Source organism: Burkholderia sp. S171, assembly GCF_009766085.1.
In the GTDB taxonomy this organism is placed as follows: domain Bacteria; phylum Pseudomonadota; class Gammaproteobacteria; order Burkholderiales; family Burkholderiaceae; genus Caballeronia.
On the sequence record NZ_LMUF01000023.1, the window covers coordinates 52,356 to 75,828 of the forward strand.

Consider the following 23,473-nt stretch of genomic DNA (forward strand, 5'->3'; position numbering starts at 1 on the left):
AGCGGAGCAGATTGCTCCCGGAGCAACAAGTATTGCGTTGCTCCCTTCAAACCCACGCATGCGAAACGATCGGCGGCACGTTAGAACCGCTGGGTCATTTCGCGTGCTCAATACACGCGTGAAATATTGCGTAAGGCCTTGAGAAGGTCGCCTCCTTTTCGATCGGTTCATTCGCTAGAAAACTAGGATCATCCCCTTAACGAACTCAGCCTTTAGTTCTGCGCCGAAAGGACGCTCTCGCATAGGCGATGGCGAACCGCGCATGGTCGACAGGTATCGGAAACGTGGGCGATGAAACGTGAACCTTGACGCGTCATCAGACATGCTTCCGGGAGTCGGCGTGCGACCGTTCGTTTCAAGACTACTGCTTAAAAAGCTTAGCCGGGCGAATGGAAGGCATCGTGTTCGATCACCGCAACTTCAACGATGGATCAACGGGGGCAGGTATGACAAGGTCAGGAAAATTGGAATCGAAACTGTTCAACGTGAGGCGTGCTGCCGGGACTGCCACGCTGGCGTTATTGCTGTTGGGCGCTGGCTTTTCCGGATCCGCGCAGGCCGCGAGTTTCCATTGCGGCAAGAAGGTTTCAAGCTCGGAAAAGCTCGTTTGCAACGATCCCGAACTGTCGTCTCTTGACGATAAACTGGCGATCTCCTACAAGCGCGCGAAAGACGTTACGCCCGACACCGCAGCGTTTGAGGACGACCGCGTCAAGCAGTGGCAGTGGCGTCAGCATAACTGCAAGGACAAGATCTGCGTGATCAACTGGTACAACCGTCGGATCAGTGAGCTCGATGCGGACTTCAATCAGGGAAGCGAAAACCAGGTTACCGTGCTTAAGGCCAGCCTTGCTGAGCAAAATCTGGTGCCCCCGGCTCAAGCCGCGGTATTGAGGATGAAAGGCGACGCGGGTTCCTTGTCGATGCAATAGCGTGGGGACGCTGCTTGTCTAATGGGGGTTCCTTGTGCGCAGGACTTCGTTAGCTGGCAGTGACTATTCCGAGCGCGTACTGTCTTTCTGGCAGTCGATCCTGCTAAGGCCGAACCAACGATCCCTTGGTTAGGCCTTAGCACGCCTCGTGCGAATGCGTTACAGCTTGGCGCAGGATATCGCTTGGCAAGCGACATCCGAGTAGCAACCAATCGTTGATTTACTTGGTCCCTGGCTGTTCAAAAGGGGACCGCGGCAAGGGCTCGCCATCTACGAACGCCGTGGCGCTACGTACGGCAAACTCGAAGGCACAGTCACGATTGGCGAACTGTCCAAGATTGCCAAGCGAGGTCGCTTCGCCATCCTCCTCCAGAATGGAAACGCGTGCGAGGAACGTGTTGCCTAGTCTTGTTACCGACGGTTGAATAGCCGCACCATGATGATAAAAGACCATTGCATCTCCTTTCATAAATTGTCGAGCCTCGATCACTGTAGTCCCGCCATTCGCTGAAAAAAATATTAATTTTCCGCGTCAGGCACATAATTAAAAGCAGAAGCCCCGCATCTGAATAATCGGCACGTTCACCCGATACGCACACGCGAGCGAGGGCTGAACGTGGCATTAAAGTGTTGAAGGGGGAACATAAGACCGCTCGAACGGACAGTCTTATGAAGCTACGCGGATCAGACGACCAGGATGTGACGCGCGGTGACGTGAGGACTTCCAGGCTAATCGAAGCGCCGGGCGGCGAACGCCTGCGCGCTGTAATCTTAGCCGTTGAACGAGACATACATCGCAGCAGAATTCGGCGTCCGACCACGTGGTCGGGGAAGCCCCGTGCTGAGACATGACCTCATAGGCAATGCGCAGAATCCATCGGCTCTTCGTTGAAAGGCAAGCCTGCATTTTTCGAAACGCATCGCAGCGTGATTGACATCATTGTGCTGGAGAATGAGGGTGCGAGCGCAACCGGTGTCCCGGTTATATCAAGCCTGGGGTGCTTGAGTCGCACGCGCGTAGCTAATGACGTTGCTTTAAGGATCATCCAATCGAATGCGTATTCTTCGGCCTCTCATGCTTCAGATCGTGACCGACAAGCCGATCGCGTTGTTAGCGCAATCCGGTTCCCCCACGTCGAATCCCACTCCCCAGCGGCAAGTTTGCAGGCGGTCCTTGTGACCGCGCACACACGTAACCTCGCGATCCTGTTTGCCTTGCTTGGGGTCGGTCTCTCAATGGGCGTGCCGTTGGTATTGGGCTCGCACGCGCTACTGGCCGGCCTTAGCACCGTCCCCGTAGATGTATTCCTGGTGCTGGCTGCAAGCGCCGCCGTAAGCGCGCTAGCGAAAGCCGGCAAGCTGCAACTCATGCAAACCACGCTTGGCGTGCGTATCCCTTTAATGCGCACGTTTGCGATCACGCTCGTGACTGATTTTGCATTCCTGGTGTCACCGCTGGGAGCCGCCGGGTATGGGGTTAATATCGCCTTGCTGCAGCGCGCGGGGGCGTCGTGGGCGATCGCCACCACGGTTGTCGGCGCTGACCAGGCGCTCGACCTGACGTTCTTCGGGGTAGCGGTCCCAATCGCGCTTTTGTTCTCCATCGGCCCGCTGGCTTATCTGCTCCCGAGGGTGAGTTTATCCACGGTCACCGCGACGCTCGCAAGTCTCGGCATATTGATGGGCGCTCTTTGGATGTGCCGCCGCTATGTCGCGCGCGCCCTTGGCGCAGCGGGCCATCTCGTTCCCTGGTTCAGGGCGCGGCGGTCCCGCTGGGACAAATTTCGCCACAGTGTGCATCAGCAGTGGCGGCTACTCATCACAGGGCCTCGTGACCGCTTAGTCGCACTGTTGCTGCTGACCACGCTGCAATGGCTGCTTCGCTATAGCGCCCTATGGTTCATCTTGCTGGAACTCGGGTACCGGTTGCCACTTGGATTCGTGCTCGCGGTGCAGGCAGTGGTGTTGCACGCGGCTCTCTGGACCGGCGTACCTGCAGGTGGGGGCGGTGGCGATCTGGCGCTTGCAGCCGCGTTCGCGGCCTGGGTTCCGCGGGCAGCCCTGGCGACGGCCCTGGTTCTTTGGCGATTCGCGACACTCTACTGCCCGCTGATGCTGGGCGTCGTCGGCTTTCTCGCGCTTGCGTGGCACCGCCGTGCGGCCACGGCTGTTCCCGCTCGCGACTGATGCTTTAAAGGAATACTTTGAAGGAGTACTTCAAAGGAACCTCAAGCCACGTTGTCGCGCGGGCTCCTGATTCTGACAATGAACGGCGCATGCCCGGCATGATCGACCCTTAACGAAAAGAGATGACATGTCTGTGACAGGAGCGCGAGCGGATAGCTGGCTTTCAACAAGTCGGCGATCATGCGCCATTCCGCGCGAACGCCCGCCCAGTAGCCGAGTTTTTCGGTCTTGCGCGCTTGCGTTACCTTCGGCCAGTGGGTGACTGCAATCGAGAGCCTGCGTTCGATGATCAGGCGGTTCATGAACACCTCGATGCCAAAGCGCGGCAAGCGGTGAATTTCCTTGAGCGCCTCGCTTAGCAGTTCTTTCCTGACCACGCGCTCACCCGAAACGAAATCCAGGCCGATGGCGCGAAACAGCAGCAGGCTGTTCTGCCGCAGGCTCAGGCTGACGTCCGCGGTGCCATTCAAAACGGGGGCGGCGAGTGCGGTGATGTGTTCGCTGGCGAGCCCCTTGAGGTCTGCATCGAGCAGCATCAGCAACGCGTTCTCGGCTGCGGCGATACCCACGGCCATCGCCGCGCTTTTACCGCGGTTCACCGGGCACGTAATCAGCCTGACAGAGGGGAAGCGCCTGACGATCTCGGCGGTGCCGTCGGTCGAGCCGTCATCGACCACGATAACCTCGGCGAGCAGCGGATGTACCGTTGCAACGGCCAGCACCGCGCTGATCCGCGGGGCTTCGTTAAATGCGCAAATGATGCATGAAACACGGTGGCGATCAGGCAATGTGGAATGGGCAGTCATGCGGACGGCAGATGAGCGATTGGAGAACGCGGCGTTAAGTGCCGCTAAGGCCGCAGCGCGCCGCTGCTGAGCGCGTTTTGCGATCTGGCATCCTACCGCATGAAGCGTGACACCAAGTCCGTCCAGAACAGAGCGCTGCCGGCTACCCTGCTCACGGCATTTCCCGCAGCATGTCGACAAACGCTTTTAGCCCTGACGGCACATGACGATGCCCAGGGTAATAGAGGAACAATCCGGGGATGGACGGGCACCGGTCGTCCAGCACCGTCACGAGCTTCCCGGTATCGATAAACGGCTTTGCAGTGTGGTCCGGCACGTAGGCAATCCCCATTCCGTCTGCGGCGGCCTCGGTCATCAACCCGGGATGATCGAGGGTCAGCGGACCGGGCACATCGACAGTCAACTCCTGGCCGTGCTTCTCGAACTCCCATCGATAAAACTTGCCGCTTGGCAGGCGCACGCGAATGCAAGCGTGATCCTTGAGATCGTCCGGCGCGAGCGGCGCCTTGTGTCTCGCGAGATAGGCGGGCGACGCGACCGCAAGAAAGCGCACGGGGCCGCCGAAGCGCACAGCAATCATGTCCTGCGGCAGTGCTTCGCCAAGTCGTACACCAGCGTCGAAACCACCGGCGACAATATCGACCAGCCGGCCCTCCGTTACCAGATCGACCGACATGTCCGGATAGCGCGCAAGGAAGGCCGGGACAACCGATTGCATGAGCAGGCGCGCGGCCGGTTCACTCGCGTTGATACGAAGCGATCCACTAGGACGACTACGCACCGCATCGACTTCTTCCAGCGCAAGGTCAAGCTCCCTCAGCACAGGGTGTAAGCGGGAGACGAGACGTTCGCCAGCCTCGGTGGGAGAGACGCTGCGTGTCGTGCGGTTTAGCAGACGCACGCCCATCTTCAGTTCAAGCGTTCGCATCATGTGGCTGAGCGTGGAGGGCGAAACCCCCAGTTCGTCCGCCGCCTTGCGGAAGCTGCGATGCGTGACGATCGCGGCCAACGCGGTCAGGTCGCCCAGAGCGGGCCGGTCATTCATGGCTAATTTTCACCAAGTCATCCAATATCGTGCGGATAGTATCAGGAATAGACGAGGTCTAGCATGGTCTTCAAGGCACGTCGCAAACCTGCGGCGTGGCTCTCTTTTGGGGACAATTCATATGGCTCAAACATGGTTTATTACCGGTAGCTCTTCCGGATTCGGGCGCGTGCTGACCGAGAAACTCTTGGCGCGCGGCGACCGCGTGGCGGCGACGTTGCGCAAGGTACACGCCCTCGACGACTTGAAAGAGCAATTCGGCGATCGCCTCTGGGTGGCGTCGCTGGACGTGACGGATACGGAAGCCATTCGGCAGGTAACCAGCCGGGCATTTGCGGAGTTGGGGCGTATCGATGTTGTCGTCAGTAACGCCGCTTACGGCTTGATCGGCGCAGCGGAGGAGTTAAGCGACGAACAGATCCGTCAGCAAATCGACACCAACCTCATCGGCTCGATCCAGGTCATACGCGCCGTGCTGCCGCATTTGCGGAACCAAGGCGGTGGCCGGATCCTGCAGGTGTCGTCAGAGGGCGGGCAGATCACGTATCCGGACTTCAGCCTGTATCACGCGACGAAATGGGGAATCGAAGGCTTCGTTGAGGCAGTCGCTATGGAAGTCCCATCGTTCGGGATCGAGTTTACGATCGTGGAGCCGGGGCCCGCAAAAACGAGCTTCAGAGGGGGCATTGTCAAATCGGCGCCCATGGCAATCTACGGCAACACGCCGGCCGGTGATGTCCGGCGCGCAATCGAAACGGGTTCGTTCGTGTTGAAAGGCGATCCGGTGAAGATGGCCCAGGCGATGATCGATAGCGTCGAACGTACGCCTGCGCCGCTGAGGTTAACCTTGGGCAGCGACGCTTTTGACAGGGTTCGCGCCGGGCTGTCGAAACGGCTTGCCGATCTCGAAGCGCAGGAAGACATCGCCCGGTCGACCGAGCTGGACGACGCGTGATTAATTGCCGTAACTCAATAACGTAGCTCAGTGTTTCCCGTAGACGTCGTTGTTGTTCGCGACTATTTGCGGTCCGCGTCGGAGCTTGTGTTTTTCGTGCGCTTGCCGATGTGTCGCGATCGGAGAATCGCCCACTTGGTTGACCTTTACGGCCATGACCTGGTTTGCGCCCGACTGCGTGACGGCACGGAGAAGCATTACGCGCGCTTCGGAATCGGATATGTCGCTTGCCAATGCATCGCCCGCCGATCGCAGGACGCACGGCACGTCGCCAGCCTGCTCGCAGGCTCGGGCGAGGCCCAAGGCTGAATCTCTTGCGCGTTCGCGCTGGACCAGTTCGTTGTTGATTCGCCGAACATCAGCCCGTTGATCCGCGCCTGGAGGAAGCATCGCCAGTTGCTGCCGAGCGGTGTTCAGCTCGCCTCGTACCATGGCTGACTGCACCGCATCGACGGTTCTCATCGCATCGATCGAGGTGTTTTTAGCAGTGACCGGCGCGTTGATGCTGCCCGGCTGAGCGGCGACAACGAGGCCGTTTTCAGCGATCGGCCCGCTCCCGGCCTTAACTTCGGAGTTGTTGGGTGCGGACCCGTCATACAGGTAGGCAGCGCCCGCAATCAGTGCCGTCAGCGTGATGAGGGCGGCTCCGGCAAATTTGATGCGCCGGCTCGACAGGCTGCGTGAGGCGAAGGTAGAAGTTGCCGGTTTAGATTCGCTCGGATAGGGCGAATTGACCGGCGTCGGCTTCTTGTAGAGCCGGTCGGGAAAATCCTCTTTCGGTACTGCTTCGGGCGAGGATAAATCGGCTGCGCTCGCGGTTGCGGGTTTTGCTCCGCATCGCGAACACGCCGCGTCAGGCGATGCAAGCACGTTGCCGCAGACGAGGCAATCACTGGCGGTTTCTTGGGTACGCACGTTGAAGTCGGTCATCAAAAGGCTTGGAAAAGCATTATGCGGGTCACGGTGTTTTCTTGCGGCGCGGGTGCGGATCGATGCGGAAGCGTTCAACCCAAGTTGAGCCTGCCTTGCAGCGAAGGCCATACCTGGTTGTATCTGGAACGGCCCGTTTGGACTATTCGCGGCTCGCTGCTTATTTTCGCTCTAAAGCGTTACTTTAACGTGCCACGCCCGTGACGCTAAATTGCGCGTCGCTTCGTCGGCTAGCGAATTCGCTGTTTCGGGCGGGTCTTGACCATGCCCGATTTTTTCTATCAGCGATGTTGTATGCCGCACGCGAGCCGCTCGAATGCTGTCGCAAGGGCACTTATTGTGAACGGCAAAGAACGCGCTTATTTCGTACTCCCATGCCGTCCCTTACCGACGGCAAAGCGGCTCGCACCCGCGAGCCCTTCGGCAAACACCGCTGCATAGCCGCCCGCGCCTTCGCGGAGCAGTGCATCGGTCAGATCGTCGGCGACTGCGTTGTCGTAGATCGAGCGACGGTCGGCGCGCATCGCTGCTTGGGGCAGGGCGGCGAGTTCGCAGGCAAGCGTTTCAGCCGCCGCACGCGAGCCGCCGCGCTCGACCTTCCGATTAGCGAGACCGATCGCCAGCGCCTCGCTGGCATCGACGGCACGCCCGGTGAGAATCAAGTCCATCGCGCGCGACATCCCGATCAGGCGAGGTAGCCGCAGCGTGCCGCCATCGATGAGCGGCACACCGAAACGACGGCAGAAAACACCTAGCACCGCATCCTCTTCGACGATTCGCAAGTCGCACCACGCCGCGAGTTCCAGACCGCCCGCCACCGCATGCCCGGCGATGGCCGCGATGACCGGCTTGCTGAGCATCAGCCGCGTGGGTCCCATCGGCCCCGGGCCTGTGCCGTCGGCATGGATTTCGTTGCGATGTTCGGCATCGTTCAGTGCAGTGAGGTCTGCACCCGCGCAAAACGTGCCTCCCGCGCCCCACAGCACGGCGACCGCAAGCGAGTGATCAGCGTCGAAAGTTTCGAAGGCTGTGCGCAGGGCATCGGCGACTTGCCGGTCGACCGCGTTTCGACGCTCGGGCCGGTCGAGCACGACCGTCGCGACACGCGAATCCATCGGATGCAATTCGAGCCGGACGTGGTCTCCGAAGCGCGTGACCTGTGGCATGGCAGTTCTCCTGAGCAAACGGCATCCGAGAAAGCATACGCCGCCGGATCTCGAGACACGCACGTCCGCGATGCTTCAGAAAATAGTTGGCGAGCCATGTCGATTCGTGAACGCGCCGGGCGTCGTGTGGATAGGGCGGTGATCCGGCGCTGCAATGCGATGCAATGGAACCAGATCCGAACGATATCGCTTCGTGCCCTCAATCTATTCACAACGAAACGGAGAGCGTTCATGACTTACGTAGATGGATTTGTCGTCGCGGTGCCTACGGCCAATCGCGAGACATACAGGAAATTTGCTGAATCGGCGGCGGTCGTCTTCAAGGAGAACGGCGCGTTGAATTTGGTCGAGTGCTGGGGTGATGACGTGCCGGAAGGGAAGCTGACTTCGTTTCCCATGGCGGTCAAACGTAAGGACGACGAGACGGTGGTGTTCTCATGGGTCGTCTGGCCGTCGCGTCAGGTCAGGGATGAAGGAATGAAAGCGGTAATGGCCGATCCTCGGTCGCAGTCCCACACGAATGCGATGCCCTTCGATGGCAAGCGCATGATCTACGGCGGGTTCGAGGTGATCGTGGATGCGTGAATATGCACAGGGCGATGCGGTCGCGATTGCTACGAAAAAACACCCACGCTCGCCCTATTTCACAGGCGCTTCGCGTCGCGTACCCATGCCCGGAAGCCGCTTGATAAAACCCGTAGCAAGTGCCGTCCCAACAAGAATAGCGACACACGCCTTGATCATTCCCGACGACACGTGTTCCGAGAGGAAAAGCGCGCCCCACAGGATGCCGAAGATCGGGATGACAAACGTGACGCTGATCGTACGCGCGGGTCCGGTTGCCGCAATCAGCCGGAAAAACAGCATGTAAGCGATGCCCGTACACGCTACGCCAAGCGCAATGACCGCTTCCCAGGACTGCGTCGAGATGGGCGTAACCGGCCACCAGAACACGGCGAATGGCAGTAATACGATCGTAGCGGCGGTCATCGTGCCGGAGGCGACGACAAGCGAATTGACGCCGGTGAGATTGCGCTTGGTGTAGCTCGCCGAGATCCCATACAGCAGCGTGGCGCCCAGCGCTGCGGCCGCGGCGAATGCGGTGGTCATCGGCGTGGCGCTCGCACCCGTGCTTGCGTTTGTTCCCACGTCCATCTGATTCCAGACCAGCGCGACCACGCCTGCGAATCCGATCACAAGTCCGGCGATGCGCAGCCCGGTCAGGCGATCCTTCAGCCACAGGTAGGCAACGATTGCGCCCCACAGCGGCGTCGTGGCATTGATCACCGATGTCACGCCCGCTGACAGCGTGAGTTCCGCGTAAGCGAACAGGCAGAATGGCGCGGCCGAGTTCAGAATGCCAACCACAAAAAGCGGCAATGCATGGGTGCGCATGATCTGCAGGGAGCCGCGAGCGGACCCGCGCATGAACAGTACGGCAAGCAGGAACACTGCACCAATGCCGACCCGCAGCGCCATCAACGGTGCGACGCCAAAGTCGGTGACACCGATGCGGATAAACAGGAACGATCCTCCCCATAACGCGGCGAGGATGAGCAACTGGACGATGTTTATAGGATTCATTTTTTAGGGCGTCGAGCGCAGTGGAGTCGCGACGCGGAGCCATCGTATAGGCGCTGCAACGCGAGATGGTTCAGTCCGGCGTGAAACGACAAATGAGCAAACGTGGTGGTTCGCTCGTGGTTCGGTATATGGCTGCCATCGTAGGCGTGCGAGCCCAAACCGGCCAAACGAACAATTCTCATGCGTATGTGAGAAAAATTACGATCGAATTGCACAGCAAAGGGAATTGACCAACGGCACAGCGCGTCATCAGGGTTATCTCTAGTATGTCGATAAGTTTCTAAATTTGTATGATGACCACATCACCCAACAAATCAGAGGCTGCATGTTCGACAAGATCCCTGCGCAAGCCTTGAGTGACACGGTCGCGCAGCAGATTCAGTTGCAAATCGAAAAGGGCAGCTTCGTAAAGAGCGGCAAGTTGCCCACCGAAGCCGTGCTGGCGCAGGAGTTCGGGGTGAGCCGCACGGTCATCCGCGAGGCGATCTCGCGGCTCAAAAACGAAGGCATGGTCGAGCCGCGCCAGGGCAGTGGCGTGTTTATTGTCGAGCGGGCAGGGATCAGGCCGCTGCGGATCGATTACGCGCAAGCGGTCGAGCCGGGCGCGGTCGTGCAGATTCTGGCGCTGCGCCGGGCGATCGAAGCGGAAGTCGCGTCGGAGGCGTCCATGCGCCGCACGGACGCGCAGATGAACGAGATCGAAGCGAAGCTGGCGCAGATCGATGTTGCCGTTGCGCAAGGCGAGGACGGCGTGACGGAAGACGTCGAGTTTCATCGTGCGATCGCAAGAGCCACCGGCAACCCGTATTTCCTGACCACGCTTGCATTTCTGAACCAGTATCTCGAAGCCGGCACGCTCGTTACCCGCCGCAACGAATCGCTGCGAGAAGATTTTTCGCGGCAGGTCCGCGAGGAACACGCGCGGATCGCAGCGGCCATTCGCGCAGGCGACCCCATGGCTGCGCGCAATGCTGCACAGACCCACCTTTACAACGCCGCTCGCCGCCTCGCGGAAGCCGGCATTTGCTGATCAGCTAATTCGAAGGATAACGAAATGTCCAGAAACGTGGGAGTGATCGGCCTGGGTGCAATGGGCCTGGGCGTCGCGCGTTCGTTGTTGCGCGCGGGCTTCAAGGTTCATGCTTGCGACGTGCGTACTCAAGTGCTCGATGCGTTCGCAGGCGAGGGCGGTATCGCCTGTGCCACGCCTGCCGAACTGGGCAGCCAGTGCAACGTTGTAGTGACTGTTGTCGTCAATGCGGCGCAAACCGAGACCGTGTTGTTTGGATCAGAGACGCAGCCTGGCGCCGTCTCCGCGATGAAACCCGGTAGCGTGGTGCTGGCCTGCGCGACGGTGTCTCCTGCGTTTGCCATCGAACTCGGCAAGCGTGTGGAAGCGGCTGGCCTGCATATGCTCGATGCACCTCTGTCCGGTGGCGCGGCACGCGCCGCATCCGGCGAAATGACGATGATGACGTCAGGCCCCGCGTCCGCCTATGAGGCTTGCGAGGACGTGCTCGAAGCGATTGCGGGCAAAGTGTACCGGCTCGGCGATGAGCATGGGGCAGGCTCGAAGGTGAAGGTCATCAACCAGCTTCTGGCGGGCGTGCATATTGCCGCGGCGGCCGAGGCGATGGCGCTCGGGCTGCGCGAAGGCGTGGACCCGGACGCGCTGTACGACGTCATCACGCATAGCGCGGGTAACTCGTGGATGTTCGAGAACCGCGTCCCGCACATTCTTGCAGGCGACTACACGCCGCTGTCAGCCGTCGATATCTTCGTCAAGGATCTCGGCCTCGTACTCGATACGGCGCGCACGTCGAAGTTTCCGCTGCCGCTGTCGGCCGCGGCGCATCAGATGTTCATGATGGCATCGACGGCCGGACACGGTGGCGAAGACGACTCGGCCGTGATCAAGATTTTCCCGGGCATCGACTTACCGAAGGGGACGAAATAATGACCAAAGCGCTGCTAGGCTGCATTGCCGACGACTTCACCGGCGCGACCGATCTGGCCAACATGCTCGTGCGCGGGGGCATGCGCGCGGTGCAGACCATTGGCGTGCCGGCATCGGACGCATGGGACGCATCGGATATAACCATTGAAGCAGACGCGCTGATCGTCGCGTTGAAATCGCGCACTATCTCTGCAGAAGAAGCGGTCGCGCAATCGCTGGCGGCGCTCGAATGGCTGCGCGTGCAAGGCTGCCGGCAGTTCCTGTTCAAGTACTGCTCGACGTTCGACTCCACCGACAAAGGCAACATCGGCCCGGTCGCCGATGCATTACTCGACGCACTCGGCGAGGACTTCACACTCGCGTGTCCCGCGTTTCCAGAAAACGGCCGCACGATCTTTCGCGGCAACCTGTTCGTGGGCGATGTGCTGCTGAGCGAGTCGGGCATGCAGAACCATCCGCTCACGCCCATGACCGATCCGAATCTTGTGCGTGTGCTGCAACGCCAGACGAAATCTAAGGTCGGGTTGATCGCATATGACGTGGTTGCGAAGGGCGCGCAAGCCGTACGTGACAGGATTGCTTTGTTGCGCAAGGAGGGCGTGCGTTTTGCTATCGCCGATGCAATCTCGGATGCCGATCTCTACGTGTTGGGCGAAGCGTGCGCGGATCTCAAGCTGATTACTGGCGGCTCGGGCATCGCGCTCGGCTTGCCGAATAACTTCCGCGCGGCGAACTTGCTGACAGAAGCGGGTCATGCATCGGACCTGCCCAAAATCGAAGGTAGATCCGTCGTGCTGGCGGGCAGCGCGTCGAAGGCGACCAACGAGCAGGTGGCGGAGTGGCGTGCGACGAAGCCGAGCTTTCGCGTCGATCCGCTCGCGCTGTCGCGCGGCGAACCGGTCGTTGAACAAGCGGTTGAATTCGCGGCGAAACATGCCGATGAAACCGTGCTGATCTACGCCACGTCCACGCCCGATGAAGTCAAGACCGTGCAGAAGGAACTGGGCGTCGAGAAAGCCGGGCATCTGGTCGAAGAAGCGTTGGCATCGATTGCAAGCAGGCTTCGCGATGCCGGCGTGCGGAAGTTTGTTGTCGCGGGCGGCGAGACCTCCGGCGCGGTCGTGCAGGCGCTTGGCGTGAAATCGCTGCGGATTGGCGCTCAGATCGATCCCGGCGTGCCGGCGACGCAGTCTATTGGCGAAGAACCGCTGGCGCTCGCGTTGAAGTCGGGCAATTTCGGCACGAAGGACTTCTTCGTGAAGGCGCTGAAGTCTCTCGATGGAGCCGCGTAACCATGGCGACGAACGAGAACCGCATTCGCGATGAAATCTGCGAGACGGGCGCGAGTCTTTACGAACGTCGATATACGGTTGGCACTGCCGGGAACATCAGTGCGCGGCTCGACGATGGTTGGTTAATCACGCCGACCGATGCTTGCCTCGGTCGCCTCGATCCGGCCGATATCGCGAAGGTCGATGCAGCGGGTTATCACGTGTCCGGCGGCAAGCCCTCGAAGACGTTGGCTTTGCATCGAAAAATCTATGAGAACAACAGCAACACGCACGGTATTGTCCATACGCACTCCACGCACCTGGTCGCTTTGACGCTTGCCGGTATCTGGCGCCGCGACGACATCTTGCCGCCGATCACGCCGTATTACGTGATGAAGGTCGGCCATGTACCGTTGATCGCGTACCGCCGTCCGGGTGACCCCATTGTTGCGGAACAAGTCGCGGCGCTGGCGTTGAAGGTACGTGCCGTACTGCTGGAGAGACTGGGGCCGGTTGTCTGGGAAAAATCGGTCCGCCACGCATCGTATGCGCTGGAAGAGCTTGAGGAAACGGCACGGCTTTGGCTCCTCGCGCGTTCGACTAATGCACCACTTCCTGAGCCGCTCGACGAGGCGGCAATTGAAGATCTGCGCAAGACGTTCAACGTGCGCTGGTAACGCGCACGGAACTTATTTCAGGAGTCGATGTTATGCCCCGTTTTGCCGCCAACCTCACAATGATGTACACCGAGCACGCGTTCCTCGACCGTTTCGCCGCCGCCGCGAAGGACGGATTCAAGGCCGTGGAGTTCCTGTTCCCCTACGACTTTGCCGCAGCCGACATCAAGGCACGGCTCGACGAACATGGCCTTACCCAGGCCTTGTTCAACGCACCGCCGGGCGACTGGGCACAAGGCGAACGCGGGACTGCTTCGCTGCCGGGGCGCGAGGAAGAGTTCGCTCGCGCACTCGATAAAGCGTTGGAATACACGGCCGTTCTCGGCAATAAGACGCTCCATGTGATGGCGGGGCTGATCACGCCGGAACAGTCACGCGAGAAACATCGTGCGGTGTACTTGAAGAACCTCGAACTGGCCGCCAACGCAGCACGCGCCGCTGGTATCACGGTCGTTATCGAACCGATCAATACGCGTGACATCCCCGGATTTTTTCTCAATCGCCAGGACGACGCGCAAGCGATCTGCGAGGAGATCGGTGTGCCCAATCTCAAGGTGCAATTCGATTGTTACCACTGCCAGATCGTGGAGGGCGACCTCGCGGTCAAACTCCGGCGCGACATGAAGCGCCCGCACGCGGGTATCGGCCATATCCAGATCGCGGGCGTGCCGGAGCGGCACGAGCCGGATTTGGGCGAACTGAATTATCCGTACCTGTTTGACCTGATCGATTCGCTTGGCTACGAGGGCTGGATTGGCTGTGAATACAGGCCGAAAGCCGCGACGTCGGACGGGCTCGGCTGGATCAAACCTTATCTGCAACGTGCGTGAGGGCGACATGAATATTCTTATTACCGGCGGCGCCGGTTTTCTCGGACAACGGCTCGCGCGCCGTCTTCTTGAACGCGGCACGCTGATGGGCGAGCCGATCACCGGACTTACGCTGCTCGACGTCGTACGTCCGCCGGATCTGGGTGACAAACGCGTGCGCGCCGAGACCGGCGATATTGCCGATCGCAGCGTGCTTGAGCGATACATCAGCACGGACACGCATGCGATCTTTCATCTTGCCGCGATCGTGAGCGGTCAGGCGGAGGCAGATTTCGAACTGGGCATGCGCATTAATCTGGACGCATCGCGCCTGTTGCTCGATGTGTGCCGCTCGCTTGGCCACTCGCCGCGTGTGTTATTCACGAGCTCGGTCGCTGTGTATGGCGGCACGCTGCCCGACGTCGTACGCGACGATACCGCGTTGAATCCTAAGTCATCCTATGGGACGCAAAAAGCGATCGCGGAGTTGCTGCTGTGCGATTACTCGCGGCGCGGTTTTGTCGATGGCCGCGTGCTGCGCCTGCCTACTATCAGCGTGCGTCCGGGGCGGCCGAATGCGGCGGCATCGTCCTTTGCCAGCGGCATCATTCGCGAGCCGCTGAACGGTGAACGCGCGGTGTGTCCGGTCGAGGGCGATGTGCGTTTGTGGCTGCTGTCGCCGAAGCAGGCAATCGAATCGCTGATCGCGGGTTGCGAGCTTGAACAGGCCGAGTTGGGCACGTGGCCGGTCGTCAACATGCCGGGACTCTCGGTCAGCGTGACGGAAATGGTCGATGCACTGAAGGACGTGGCGGGAGAAGAGGTGGCCGCGCTGATCGACTGGCAACCGGATCCGAAGATCGAAAAGATTGTCGGGAGCTGGCCGGGCGCATGGGAGACGGAACGAGGCGAAAAATTGGGGCTTGCGGCCGATCGCAACTTTAGCGATGTCATTCGCGCCTTCATTGAAGAGAGCAAACCCACTGGCGCTTGAATGCTAACGGCGCCCGTTGCACGGCGCCCGCTAAAGCTCCAGCCGATACCCCACGCCGTAGACCGAAACAATCGGCTCGCTGTCCGGACGCACGACCTGCAGTTTTCGGCGCAAGTTCTTGATGTGACTATCGATGGTGCGGTCGGTCACGACCCGATGATCATCGTAAAGCTGATTAAGCAGGTAATCACGCGGAAAGATCCTGCCCGGCGATTTCATCAGCAATGCCAGCATGCGCAGCTCGACCGGCGTGAGCTTGAGCTCCTCGCCATCGAGCCGTGCGCTATGAAATTGCTGGTCCACCTCAAGGCCCGTTGCAACGGGTGCAGCCGCCACTGCAGGCGGAGCCGCACGTCTGAGGATGGCCTTCACGCGTGCGACGACCTCGCGTGGACTGAAGGGTTTGCAGACGTAGTCATCGGCGCCTATTTCGAGGCCGCGCAGACGATCGGCTTCATCGACGCGCGCCGTCAGGATGATCACCGGAAGCGTCGAGAACTGCCGCAGCTCACGGCATATATCCATGCCGTTGCGCCCGGGCAGCATCAGGTCAAGCAGCATCAGCGAGGGCGGTGTAGTGCGAATGAACGGGATCACTTCGGCGCCGTCGTTGATCGATGTCGTTTCGAATCCTTCGATATGCAGGTAGTCCGCCATGACCGCCGCCAGCTTCGGCTCATCCTCGACGATCAGGATTCGAACGCCGCGTCGCTCGGTACTCATGCCACGCCTCCTTCCGGTTCAAAATGCGCCGTTATCCAGACGCCGCCAAGCGGCGATGGCCGGGCCATCGTAGTCCCGCCATGCGCGGTCACAATAGCGCGGCACAGGGCAAGACCGAGGCCCGCGCCACCGCTTTGGCGACTGCGCGATTCATCGACTCTATACAGGCGTTCAAACAAATGCGGCAACGCTTCGGCAGGCACGCCCGGCAGAGAGTCCTGAATATCGAGTTGCCAGCCGCGAGGGCCAACGCTCACCGAGACGCATACGCTTCCGCCCGGATCGGTATAACGCAAGGAATTGAGCAGCAGATTCTTAAGCAACTGCACAAAGCGCGCGGGATCGACGTGGAATATCACGCCGGTGGCTCCGTTAGCCGATTCGTACGCCGACGGCTCCGGCAGCGTCAGGCTCAATGCGATTTGCTTGGCCCTGAATGATTCCCGCATCGCTTCGACCGATGCGCTCACCAACTGTCCGATGTCAGCCGGCACCTTCCGGTAGCTCAACGCACCGACATCGCTTAACGATAACTCATACAGGTCTTCGATCAACTTGTTCAGCATCGCGACTTCGTTTTGCAGCGAGGCCAGCGAATGGTGATCGAACGCATGCACGCCGTCCTCGATCGCTTCCAGTTCGCCGCGCAATACCGCCAAGGGCGTGCGCAGCTCATGCGAGATATCGGCGATGAAATCCCGGCGCGAGCGTTCCGCGCGCTGCAGGGAATCCGCGAGCACATTGAAGTCGCCCGCCAGCCGGTCCAGTTCATCCCGGCGTCCGGCGGCAACCCGGGTGGTGTAGTCGCCGCCTGCGAGCCGGTGCGTTGCGATCATCAGGCGCTTGACCGGCGCCAGCACGATCCGCGCAAGCAGCAGGGCAACCAGCGCGGCCACGATCACAGCCACGCCGGCGATCTCCCAGGTCGCACGCGCCTGTTGGGCTTGAAATGCGATATCGGCGGCATCGGAGAGCGTATTGGGCGCGTTGGCCGCGACCCAGCCGACTATCTTGCCGTTGTAGATCACCGGCTTGAGGGCGGCGTCGGGCGGCGGCTCGGAGTCGGTGGTCGCGACCAGGTCATGATTGGCGTCGTAGAGCGTGGCGGGTTGGGGCGCGCCCCGTCCTCCGCGTCCTATCGGTGGGCGTGGCGAATGCTCGTAGGGCGTTTCGTCGAATGGCGCGTCCCGTCCTACGCTGCGGTCGCGGTTTGCTGCTACACCCGAGTCGGCGAACGCGGGGGCAGGCAGGCGCATGCCCCAATGCGAACCCCCGTCATTGCCCGAGAGCGGCCCGAGCATTTGTTGCACGCTGGCGCTGCCGGGGAAGGTACGCCAACTCGGCAGTTTGTTCGTCTGCGCCTCGACCATCTCTTGCCTGAGGGCCTGATCATGTGCGGCGTCGAGCAGCGTTATCCATTCTTCGGGATGCTGGCGCAGGAAATTCCAGCTGCCGTGAGCGGCGTATTCGGCCGTTACCTTTGCCATGACGGCGTTCATGCGGCCGGCGTCGCGCGCGCGGACGTAGTGCAGGAAGCCGTTCTCGAAACTCAGGCGCAGCGCGTATCCCATCGTGAGGGAAATCGTCAGGCAGGCGATCAGCACGGCGAGGAACATCTTCCACGTAATGCCGAAGCGGATCGTGCCTGCCCGCGCGCGGGAGCGTGTTCCAAGTGCTTTCAAAATATTACGCGAGCTGCGGCGCGGCGTTAGGCCGGTGGGGACGGTCTCCGACCCGGTTTCTGAGCCTGTCTGTGCGCCGAGTGGTTCGCTATGTGTTTCGCTGTGCATCCGCGGATTCTAGTGGAAACAGGGGGGCTGTCTCACGTTCGCGCGATGTTCCCGTACAACCTCCACGATTTCTCCTTCTTTTGTTCATTGTCAGTGCGTGATGCCTGACTATTATCCGATCCTGCAGATGGCTTCATTCATCCCGATCCACTCATCCGCCGATTTTTGTCGATTCTGGAGAGAACACATGCAAACCGCGTCGAGCGTTCAGCGCACCCCATCGAAGGTCTTCGGACGCGTTTCGGCGTCGTCGCGGGACAGCGGCAAGCGTTTGGCAGCGAATGCGCCCGAGATTGCTGCGGTGAACGCTGCGCAACGGGTCATCAAGCTGCGTGGCGCGCGGGTGTCGGAGACGCTGCCGCGGGCGTGGGGCGAGTGCTGCAGGATTGTGGAGTGGGTCAATCGCGAAGGGCAGTATTCATGTCTTGCGGTGCCGGGCGATGCGTCGGAGGAGGAGATTCGCTGTCGCATGAGGTCGCACAGGAACGGTCCGCAGTACCTCGTGACGGATGATCGTGAGTTGCCGGTGAAGGTGGTTTTGCCGCGAGCGTAGGGGAGGGGCTGGATGGTGGTGGTGGTTTTGGTTAGCGGGTCGGGGTTGGGTTGGGGTTGGGTTGGCAGGTTCTAGCGTTAGTGGTTGGAGTCAATGCCGGGGTGGTGCTTTCGGCCTTAGCGGTCTGCGAGAGTCGGATTTTCTCTTTATCACTGTTAGCCACTGTGCGTGGCGGCACGTCATTTCTTGGTCCTTAGCGACAAAGAAACGAAGCAAAGAAAACGCTTTTAACCGCACTACCCTAAGTGTCCACAGCGTGCAGTTTTGAATCATAGGTGCCCCAAAAGCACGGTGCTCGCCAGAGCACCGGATGTGTGAAACCCTCCTTCTCGCGAATCCTGACATAGACACGCTTCGCCACCAGTGCTCTCGGGCAAGCACCATTGCCAAGGAACCTGCACGGACCCACGCGTCTTTACTCTTCATGTTTTGGTGGGTTAGCAGTTTGGTCTGCAAATTATTTTCGTGAGTTACGGCCTGAGATATCTTTCCGGCCTTGTTTCGAAGTTGGTTGCTGCATGGTTCGGCCTGCGTAAAAATTCGGCGGAAGGTTCTCCGCGGATAGCGCGGGGTGCCCCTTGGGCGGGTTCAATCACTGGTGGCGAAGCGTGTCAGTACCCGTGTACGGAGAAGGAGGGTCTCAAACATCGGTGGTTCTGGCGAGCACCGTGCTTTTGGGGCACCTATGAATAAAAACTGCACGCTGTGGACACTTAGGGTAGAGCGGTTAAAGCGTTTTCTTTGCTTCGTTTCTTTGTCGCTAAGGACCAAGAAATGACGTGCCGCCACGCACAGTGGCTAACAGTGATAAAGAGAAAATCCGACTCAAGCAGACCACTAACACTGAGAGCAACAACCTGGCATTGACCCCAACCACTAACCCCGAAAGCATCAACGCTCAGGAAACACAGATGAAAACACGCATCTTTTTTGTCGAAGCGAATCCGGCGCTCCACGGAAACCTCCGCGATGTCCTGGAAAGCCGCTACATGGATGTTCACACGCTCAGCAGCGGCAGCGCGTTAATCTCGCGCATGGAGCACGATGTCCCCGCGCTGATCGTGCTCCGCGACGGCCTGCCCGACATGAGAGCGTCAGCCATCCTGCGGACGCTGCAACAAACCGGCCATGACACGCCGGTCATCGTGATCGGAAATACCCTCGACTCAGTGGAACTGATCATATGCCTTGAACTGGGCGCCGATGACTACATCAGGATGCCTTGCAATCCACGCGAGCTGCTGTCGCGAGTCGAGAACGTGCTGCGTCGCGCACCGCACAAATCCCAGACACCGGTGCATTCAATGGGAAGGTGCGATATCGGTGATTTCGTCCTCGATGTCCGGGCCCGCATGCTGACCCGCCACGGCGTACCCGTTACCCTCCACTCGAGCACGTTCGCGTTGCTGCGCCTCTTCGCGGAACATCCGCTTGAAGTGCTGTCCCGACGCAGCATCGCCGACAAATTGCGCGGCGCCGGTGAAGGGCACTGCGATCGTTCGCTGGACGTGCTCGTCTGCCGGTTGCGGCGAATTGTCGAAGCTGACCCGTCGATGCCTCGCCTGATCCAGACTATTCGCGGGCGCGGTTATGTCTTCACCCCGTCAGGGCCGAACGCCGCGCCTCTGGACCACGACGAACTCAATGTCATGCCGCCAGAACCGGCGTGGAAGCGCGCCTCCGCGATGAGTAGCTACGCCTAGCCGCCACGTTGTCCACTCCCTCTAACCGTGCGTGCGAGCTGCCTGCCGGGTCAGCCGCGAGAATGCGGCAAGCACGCGGTTGCAGGTCAGCGTTTGCCGCCAGAGTTTCTCTTTCAAATACGCGGTCGGCACCCACTGCCACGGCAACACCACATCGACTACGCCCCACGCCGGCCGCCAGCGCTCGGCCACCCGGCGGCGCCGAAACAAGCTCAGGCTCGGAATGCCGAGATTCGACGCGAGATGGCCGATGCCCGAGTCGTTGCCGATAAACCAGCCCGACTCATACACGCAGCAGGCAAGCTCGTGCAGGTTCGCAAAATGGGGCGCAGGAATATCCAGCGTCTCAAGATCGCGCCAGCGTTCGCGCTCGTGCGGCGCAATCACGAACTGCACGTCATAACCGCGCTTGCGCAGGCGCTGGGCAAGCCTCACGAAGCGGTGCGAGAACCAGCGTTTGTCTTCGGTGCTCGCCTCGGGATGAATTATCACGCGCTTGACGTTTCTGCGATGCACGAGGCTCGCAGGCGCTGTAATTCCGTTATCTAGCACCGGCGCGCTCAACGCCAGATCGTCCCGGCAGAAGTCGGCGAAACGCTGCGCCATGCAGCCCGGGCGGTCGCCGAATTCGACATCATGCAACGTGACCACATGAGGATGGACATCGACGAGATCGCGCAGCGGCTGGTTCCATTGCATCTGGAAAACCGTGTCGTACCGAGCGAACGCAGCGGTCAGGTTGTCTTGCGGCAGCGCATGGATAGCGACGCCGGGAAACCAGTGCCGAAGCGCGTGGGCGGGAGTGCCGTACACGGTGACATCGATACGGTTATCGATCAGGTTCCTGACGATCACCATCGACACCAATGTGTCGCCTATCGCGTTGGACGCGACGAACGCGACCCGCCCGAACGGGGCAAGTGGAAGCGACGAGGGAGGGGTGGGGTTAGTCATACGTTCATGCGTTGGCAGTGAGTGCGCGCAGCCGGTCGAATGCCTGAGACACCTTGTTCACCGACAGCATGTATTTCCAGTAACGCTCCTTGAGCCGTCCGGTCGGCAGATACGCACTGCCGATCAGCACCTGGCCCACGCCCCAGCCGGGACGCCATGTGCGGGCGGTGCCGCGGCGCATGAAGAGCGATAGCGTGGGAATCTGGAGGCTCGACGCAAGGTGGCCCACCCCCGAATCGTTGCCGATAAACCAGCCGGACTCATAGAGCCACCCGGCGACCTGATCAAGCGGTCCGAGATCGGCGAGCGTGAGTCCTAATTGTTCAATATGGGTCCAGTGCGCGCGTTCCTCGGGCGCCACGACGAATTGCGGATCAAAGCCGCTGTCCCGCAGCTTGATCGCCAGTCCGATGAAGCGTGACGCCAGCCAGCATTTGTCGGTCGTGCTCGCCATGGGGTGGATCGCGACGCGCAGAGACCGCTGCCGATGCATCAGGCCGGGAAGGGGCGTGATGCCGTTGCCTTTGTCGACGACGGTGAGGCGCAGTTCGTCGCGGCAGAAGCGGGTCAGGCGCTCGGCCATCGACTCGGTTGAATTGGCGCTGCACAGATGAGCCAGGACAATGACCTTGGGATGCAGCCGTTCGAGGTTCACAAAAGGCTTGTTGGCGTGAAGCTGGATCACTGTGTCGAAGCGCGCGAGTTGTTTCGCGCAGTCTTCCGGTTTCAGTTCGGGTTCAATCTCCATGCCGGGAAACCAGCTCCGCATGCTATTGATTTGCTGGCCAAACACCGTGACCGACACACCGTTCAACCTGAGGTTGCGTGCAACGGTCATCATCAGCAGCGAGTCGCCGAGCGCCGACGAGAGGATCAACGCCACACTCGACAGTGGCTGGATTGCGTGCGGCATACATGCTTCCGGCGAGGCACTCCGCTGCGGGGGAGCGCTTTCCGCTCAGGACGGATCCCCGAGCCGGAGGCAGTCTAAGATCCCATTCCATTACGTGGGTTACGGCACAACTTACCAAGGCTTAGGAAGCGGGATGTTTCGCGGCAAAAACCGGCCGTGCCGCGCGAATTGATTGTCCCGGATCGATGGCGAGTCGCATCATGCGATAACCGCGTGACCGCCATGTGTCGGATGTGCGTTTGAGCGGCTGTTCAGCCGTGGTTGCTGTCACCTTCGAAGCGGCCTGCGACCCGAGGTAGTGATACCGACCTCGGCCTCCAGACATCACCGTGAAAACGCTTTAACGCTGCACCAAAGGCTAAAATTCATGCGCGCACGCCAAGTCCCAATGCCTCCGAATGCCTTAAGCCGGAAATAGGTAAACTTGGCCGTGTTCAACCCGCTCTGCCGGGGTGTATTTTTTACTAGCGTATAAACACAGTTAACGGTTATTGGAATCAAAGAAGGAACACGCATGCTCAATCTTCATCCGCGACTGCAAGTCGATCCGGATGCAGCGTCCGAGCGGCGCTGGCCTGTCACAGGATCTCCCCTCGCGCTGAAGGTCACGGCGGCTTGGCATGCGGTGGCGCTGACCGGCTGCGCCATCGCGCCGGAGATGTGGCCTTGGTGGCTGGCCGGCACGGCGATCAACCACGCGACGGTCACGGCAGCGGGGTTATGGCCGCGCTCAACGCTGCTTGGCGCCAACTGGACTCGCTTGCCTGCTATCCCGCGCAATGCAAACGCCATCGCGCTTACGCTCGACGATGGTCCGGATCCGCTCGTCACGCCCCAGGTTCTCGACCTGCTCGATGCGCACCGGGTTCGCGCCACGTTCTTTCTGATCGGCGAACGCGCGCGCCGATATCCCGCGTTGACCCGCGAGATCGTCGCGCGAGGGCACGGCGTGGAGAACCACTCGCAGAAGCATGTGCACACGTTTTCGGTGACGGGCATGGGCGCGCTAAGCCGGGAAATCGATGCAGCACAACGCACGCTGACGGAACTGACGGGCGAGCGGCCGGCTTTCTTCCGCGCGCCGGCGGGCCTGCGAAATGTTCTGCTGGAGCCAGTCTTGCAAAAGCTCGATCTGAGGCTAGCCGCCTGGACACGGCGCGGGTTCGATACCCGCGAGCGCGATCCGGAAATCGTCGCACGGCGACTGCTGCGCAATCTGGCCCCGCGCGACATTCTGCTGCTCCACGATGGCGGCGCCGCGATTACCGACGACGGTCAACCCGTCTTGCTCTCAGTGTTGCCACGGGTTTTCGAGGCTGCGAAAAAGCGAGGGCTGCACTTCGTTACCTTACGAGAAGCCTACTGAACGCGAGCAAGCAGGGCCAAAAAGAAATGAGGAACAGTTCTTCCCTCACCATCGAGTAAGAGACGTTACGCATTGTACGAAGCGAGCGAGCCGAGGGCGGCGCCGATCAAGTCACGATTCACCGACCTGCATCCGGCCGAACGCTTGGCATAACGTAC

The 23,473-nt window shown here is 60.5% G+C and carries 23 protein-coding genes; 13 read left to right on the plus strand and 10 right to left on the minus strand.

Going from position 1 to position 23,473, the window contains the following annotated elements; genetic code table 11:
* Positions 1 to 389 precede the first annotated feature (389 nt).
* Positions 390 to 932, plus strand: coding sequence for a lysozyme inhibitor LprI family protein (locus GSQ93_RS11650; protein ID WP_158935796.1), 543 nt, complete (start codon positions 390 to 392; stop codon positions 930 to 932).
* Between the two features lie 220 nt (positions 933 to 1,152).
* On the opposite strand, the gene GSQ93_RS11655 is transcribed toward GSQ93_RS11650, so the two are convergent.
* On the minus strand, positions 1,153 to 1,386 hold the full coding sequence (locus GSQ93_RS11655; RefSeq protein ID WP_031361641.1) for a hypothetical protein: 234 nt from the start codon (positions 1,384 to 1,386) through the stop codon (positions 1,153 to 1,155).
* 722 nt (positions 1,387 to 2,108) lie between these two features.
* Between GSQ93_RS11655 and GSQ93_RS11660 the strand changes: the two genes are divergently transcribed.
* Positions 2,109 to 3,119: a flippase-like domain-containing protein gene (locus GSQ93_RS11660; RefSeq protein ID WP_158935797.1), complete on the plus strand. Its 1,011-nt coding sequence runs from the start codon at positions 2,109 to 2,111 to the stop codon at positions 3,117 to 3,119.
* A gap of 41 nt (positions 3,120 to 3,160) precedes the next feature.
* Here the strand turns inward: GSQ93_RS11660 and GSQ93_RS11665 are convergent, their stop codons facing one another.
* Both GSQ93_RS11665 and GSQ93_RS11670 read right to left on the minus strand, forming a co-directional pair.
* A complete protein-coding gene (locus GSQ93_RS11665) occupies positions 3,161 to 3,925 on the minus strand; it encodes a glycosyltransferase (RefSeq protein ID WP_158935798.1) in 765 nt (254 codons plus the stop codon).
* A gap of 151 nt (positions 3,926 to 4,076) precedes the next feature.
* Positions 4,077 to 4,970 carry a LysR family transcriptional regulator gene (locus GSQ93_RS11670; RefSeq protein ID WP_158935799.1) on the minus strand — a complete coding sequence of 298 codons (894 nt, stop codon included), beginning with the start codon at positions 4,968 to 4,970 and terminating at the stop codon, positions 4,077 to 4,079.
* A gap of 121 nt (positions 4,971 to 5,091) precedes the next feature.
* On the opposite strand from GSQ93_RS11670, the gene GSQ93_RS11675 reads away from it, so the two are divergent.
* A complete protein-coding gene (locus tag GSQ93_RS11675; RefSeq protein ID WP_158935800.1) occupies positions 5,092 to 5,925 on the plus strand; it encodes an SDR family oxidoreductase in 834 nt (277 codons plus the stop codon).
* Between the two features lie 27 nt (positions 5,926 to 5,952).
* Here GSQ93_RS11675 and GSQ93_RS11680 read toward each other — a convergent pair whose 3' ends face one another.
* Both GSQ93_RS11680 and GSQ93_RS11685 read right to left on the minus strand, forming a co-directional pair.
* Complete coding sequence (locus tag GSQ93_RS11680) at positions 5,953 to 6,855, minus strand: hypothetical protein (protein ID WP_158935801.1); 903 nt, start codon at positions 6,853 to 6,855, stop codon at positions 5,953 to 5,955.
* Positions 6,856 to 7,214: 359 nt separating this feature from the next.
* Entirely contained in the window at positions 7,215 to 8,021 is an 807-nt protein-coding gene (locus tag GSQ93_RS11685; RefSeq protein WP_158935802.1) for a crotonase/enoyl-CoA hydratase family protein, read from the minus strand.
* A 231-nt stretch (positions 8,022 to 8,252) separates the two neighbouring features.
* Here GSQ93_RS11685 and GSQ93_RS11690 point away from each other — a divergent pair, with 231 nt between their 5' ends.
* Positions 8,253 to 8,606 carry a DUF1428 domain-containing protein gene (locus tag GSQ93_RS11690; RefSeq protein WP_158935803.1) on the plus strand — a complete coding sequence of 118 codons (354 nt, stop codon included), beginning with the start codon at positions 8,253 to 8,255 and terminating at the stop codon, positions 8,604 to 8,606.
* Between the two features lie 54 nt (positions 8,607 to 8,660).
* Here GSQ93_RS11690 and GSQ93_RS11695 read toward each other — a convergent pair whose 3' ends face one another.
* Positions 8,661 to 9,605 (minus strand): DMT family transporter, encoded by a 945-nt coding sequence (locus tag GSQ93_RS11695; RefSeq protein WP_158935804.1) that lies wholly within the window; start codon positions 9,603 to 9,605, stop codon positions 8,661 to 8,663.
* Between the two features lie 325 nt (positions 9,606 to 9,930).
* Here GSQ93_RS11695 and GSQ93_RS11700 point away from each other — a divergent pair, with 325 nt between their 5' ends.
* From GSQ93_RS11700 to denD, 6 genes are read left to right on the plus strand one after another with little or no spacing between them, the layout of a single operon-like run.
* Positions 9,931 to 10,635: a FadR/GntR family transcriptional regulator gene (locus GSQ93_RS11700; RefSeq protein WP_158935805.1), complete on the plus strand. Its 705-nt coding sequence runs from the start codon at positions 9,931 to 9,933 to the stop codon at positions 10,633 to 10,635.
* Between the two features lie 24 nt (positions 10,636 to 10,659).
* Positions 10,660 to 11,562 (plus strand): L-threonate dehydrogenase, encoded by a 903-nt coding sequence (gene ltnD, locus GSQ93_RS11705; RefSeq protein WP_158935806.1) that lies wholly within the window; start codon positions 10,660 to 10,662, stop codon positions 11,560 to 11,562.
* Positions 11,562 to 12,854, plus strand: a complete 1,293-nt coding sequence (gene otnK, locus GSQ93_RS11710; RefSeq protein ID WP_158935807.1) for a 3-oxo-tetronate kinase — start codon at positions 11,562 to 11,564, stop codon at positions 12,852 to 12,854. The genes ltnD and otnK overlap by 1 nt, the downstream gene beginning before the upstream one ends.
* A gap of 2 nt (positions 12,855 to 12,856) precedes the next feature.
* On the plus strand, positions 12,857 to 13,510 hold the full coding sequence (locus tag GSQ93_RS11715) for an aldolase (protein ID WP_158935808.1): 654 nt from the start codon (positions 12,857 to 12,859) through the stop codon (positions 13,508 to 13,510).
* Positions 13,511 to 13,542: 32 nt separating this feature from the next.
* Positions 13,543 to 14,340 (plus strand): 2-oxo-tetronate isomerase, encoded by a 798-nt coding sequence (gene otnI, locus GSQ93_RS11720; protein ID WP_158935809.1) that lies wholly within the window; start codon positions 13,543 to 13,545, stop codon positions 14,338 to 14,340.
* A 7-nt stretch (positions 14,341 to 14,347) separates the two neighbouring features.
* Positions 14,348 to 15,313 carry a D-erythronate dehydrogenase gene (denD, locus tag GSQ93_RS11725; protein ID WP_158935810.1) on the plus strand — a complete coding sequence of 322 codons (966 nt, stop codon included), beginning with the start codon at positions 14,348 to 14,350 and terminating at the stop codon, positions 15,311 to 15,313.
* Between the two features lie 30 nt (positions 15,314 to 15,343).
* Here denD and GSQ93_RS11730 read toward each other — a convergent pair whose 3' ends face one another.
* Positions 15,344 to 16,036 carry a response regulator gene (locus GSQ93_RS11730; protein WP_158935811.1) on the minus strand — a complete coding sequence of 231 codons (693 nt, stop codon included), beginning with the start codon at positions 16,034 to 16,036 and terminating at the stop codon, positions 15,344 to 15,346.
* Complete coding sequence (locus GSQ93_RS11735) at positions 16,033 to 17,718, minus strand: ATP-binding protein (RefSeq protein WP_254073849.1); 1,686 nt, start codon at positions 17,716 to 17,718, stop codon at positions 16,033 to 16,035. Before GSQ93_RS11735 ends, GSQ93_RS11730 begins: the two co-directional genes overlap by 4 nt.
* Before the next feature lie 295 nt (positions 17,719 to 18,013).
* Here GSQ93_RS11735 and GSQ93_RS11740 point away from each other — a divergent pair, with 295 nt between their 5' ends.
* Both GSQ93_RS11740 and GSQ93_RS11745 read left to right on the plus strand, forming a co-directional pair.
* Complete coding sequence (locus GSQ93_RS11740) at positions 18,014 to 18,379, plus strand: DUF2866 domain-containing protein (RefSeq protein WP_158935812.1); 366 nt, start codon at positions 18,014 to 18,016, stop codon at positions 18,377 to 18,379.
* Between the two features lie 911 nt (positions 18,380 to 19,290).
* Complete coding sequence (locus tag GSQ93_RS11745) at positions 19,291 to 20,082, plus strand: winged helix-turn-helix domain-containing protein (protein WP_158935813.1); 792 nt, start codon at positions 19,291 to 19,293, stop codon at positions 20,080 to 20,082.
* Between the two features lie 21 nt (positions 20,083 to 20,103).
* Here GSQ93_RS11745 and GSQ93_RS11750 read toward each other — a convergent pair whose 3' ends face one another.
* Both GSQ93_RS11750 and GSQ93_RS11755 read right to left on the minus strand, forming a co-directional pair.
* Positions 20,104 to 21,036 (minus strand): glycosyltransferase family 9 protein, encoded by a 933-nt coding sequence (locus GSQ93_RS11750; RefSeq protein ID WP_158935814.1) that lies wholly within the window; start codon positions 21,034 to 21,036, stop codon positions 20,104 to 20,106.
* A 4-nt stretch (positions 21,037 to 21,040) separates the two neighbouring features.
* Complete coding sequence (locus GSQ93_RS11755) at positions 21,041 to 21,949, minus strand: glycosyltransferase family 9 protein (RefSeq protein ID WP_158935815.1); 909 nt, start codon at positions 21,947 to 21,949, stop codon at positions 21,041 to 21,043.
* 514 nt (positions 21,950 to 22,463) lie between these two features.
* On the opposite strand from GSQ93_RS11755, the gene GSQ93_RS11760 reads away from it, so the two are divergent.
* On the plus strand, positions 22,464 to 23,315 hold the full coding sequence (locus GSQ93_RS11760) for a polysaccharide deacetylase family protein (protein WP_158935816.1): 852 nt from the start codon (positions 22,464 to 22,466) through the stop codon (positions 23,313 to 23,315).
* Positions 23,316 to 23,473: the final 158 nt, after the last annotated feature.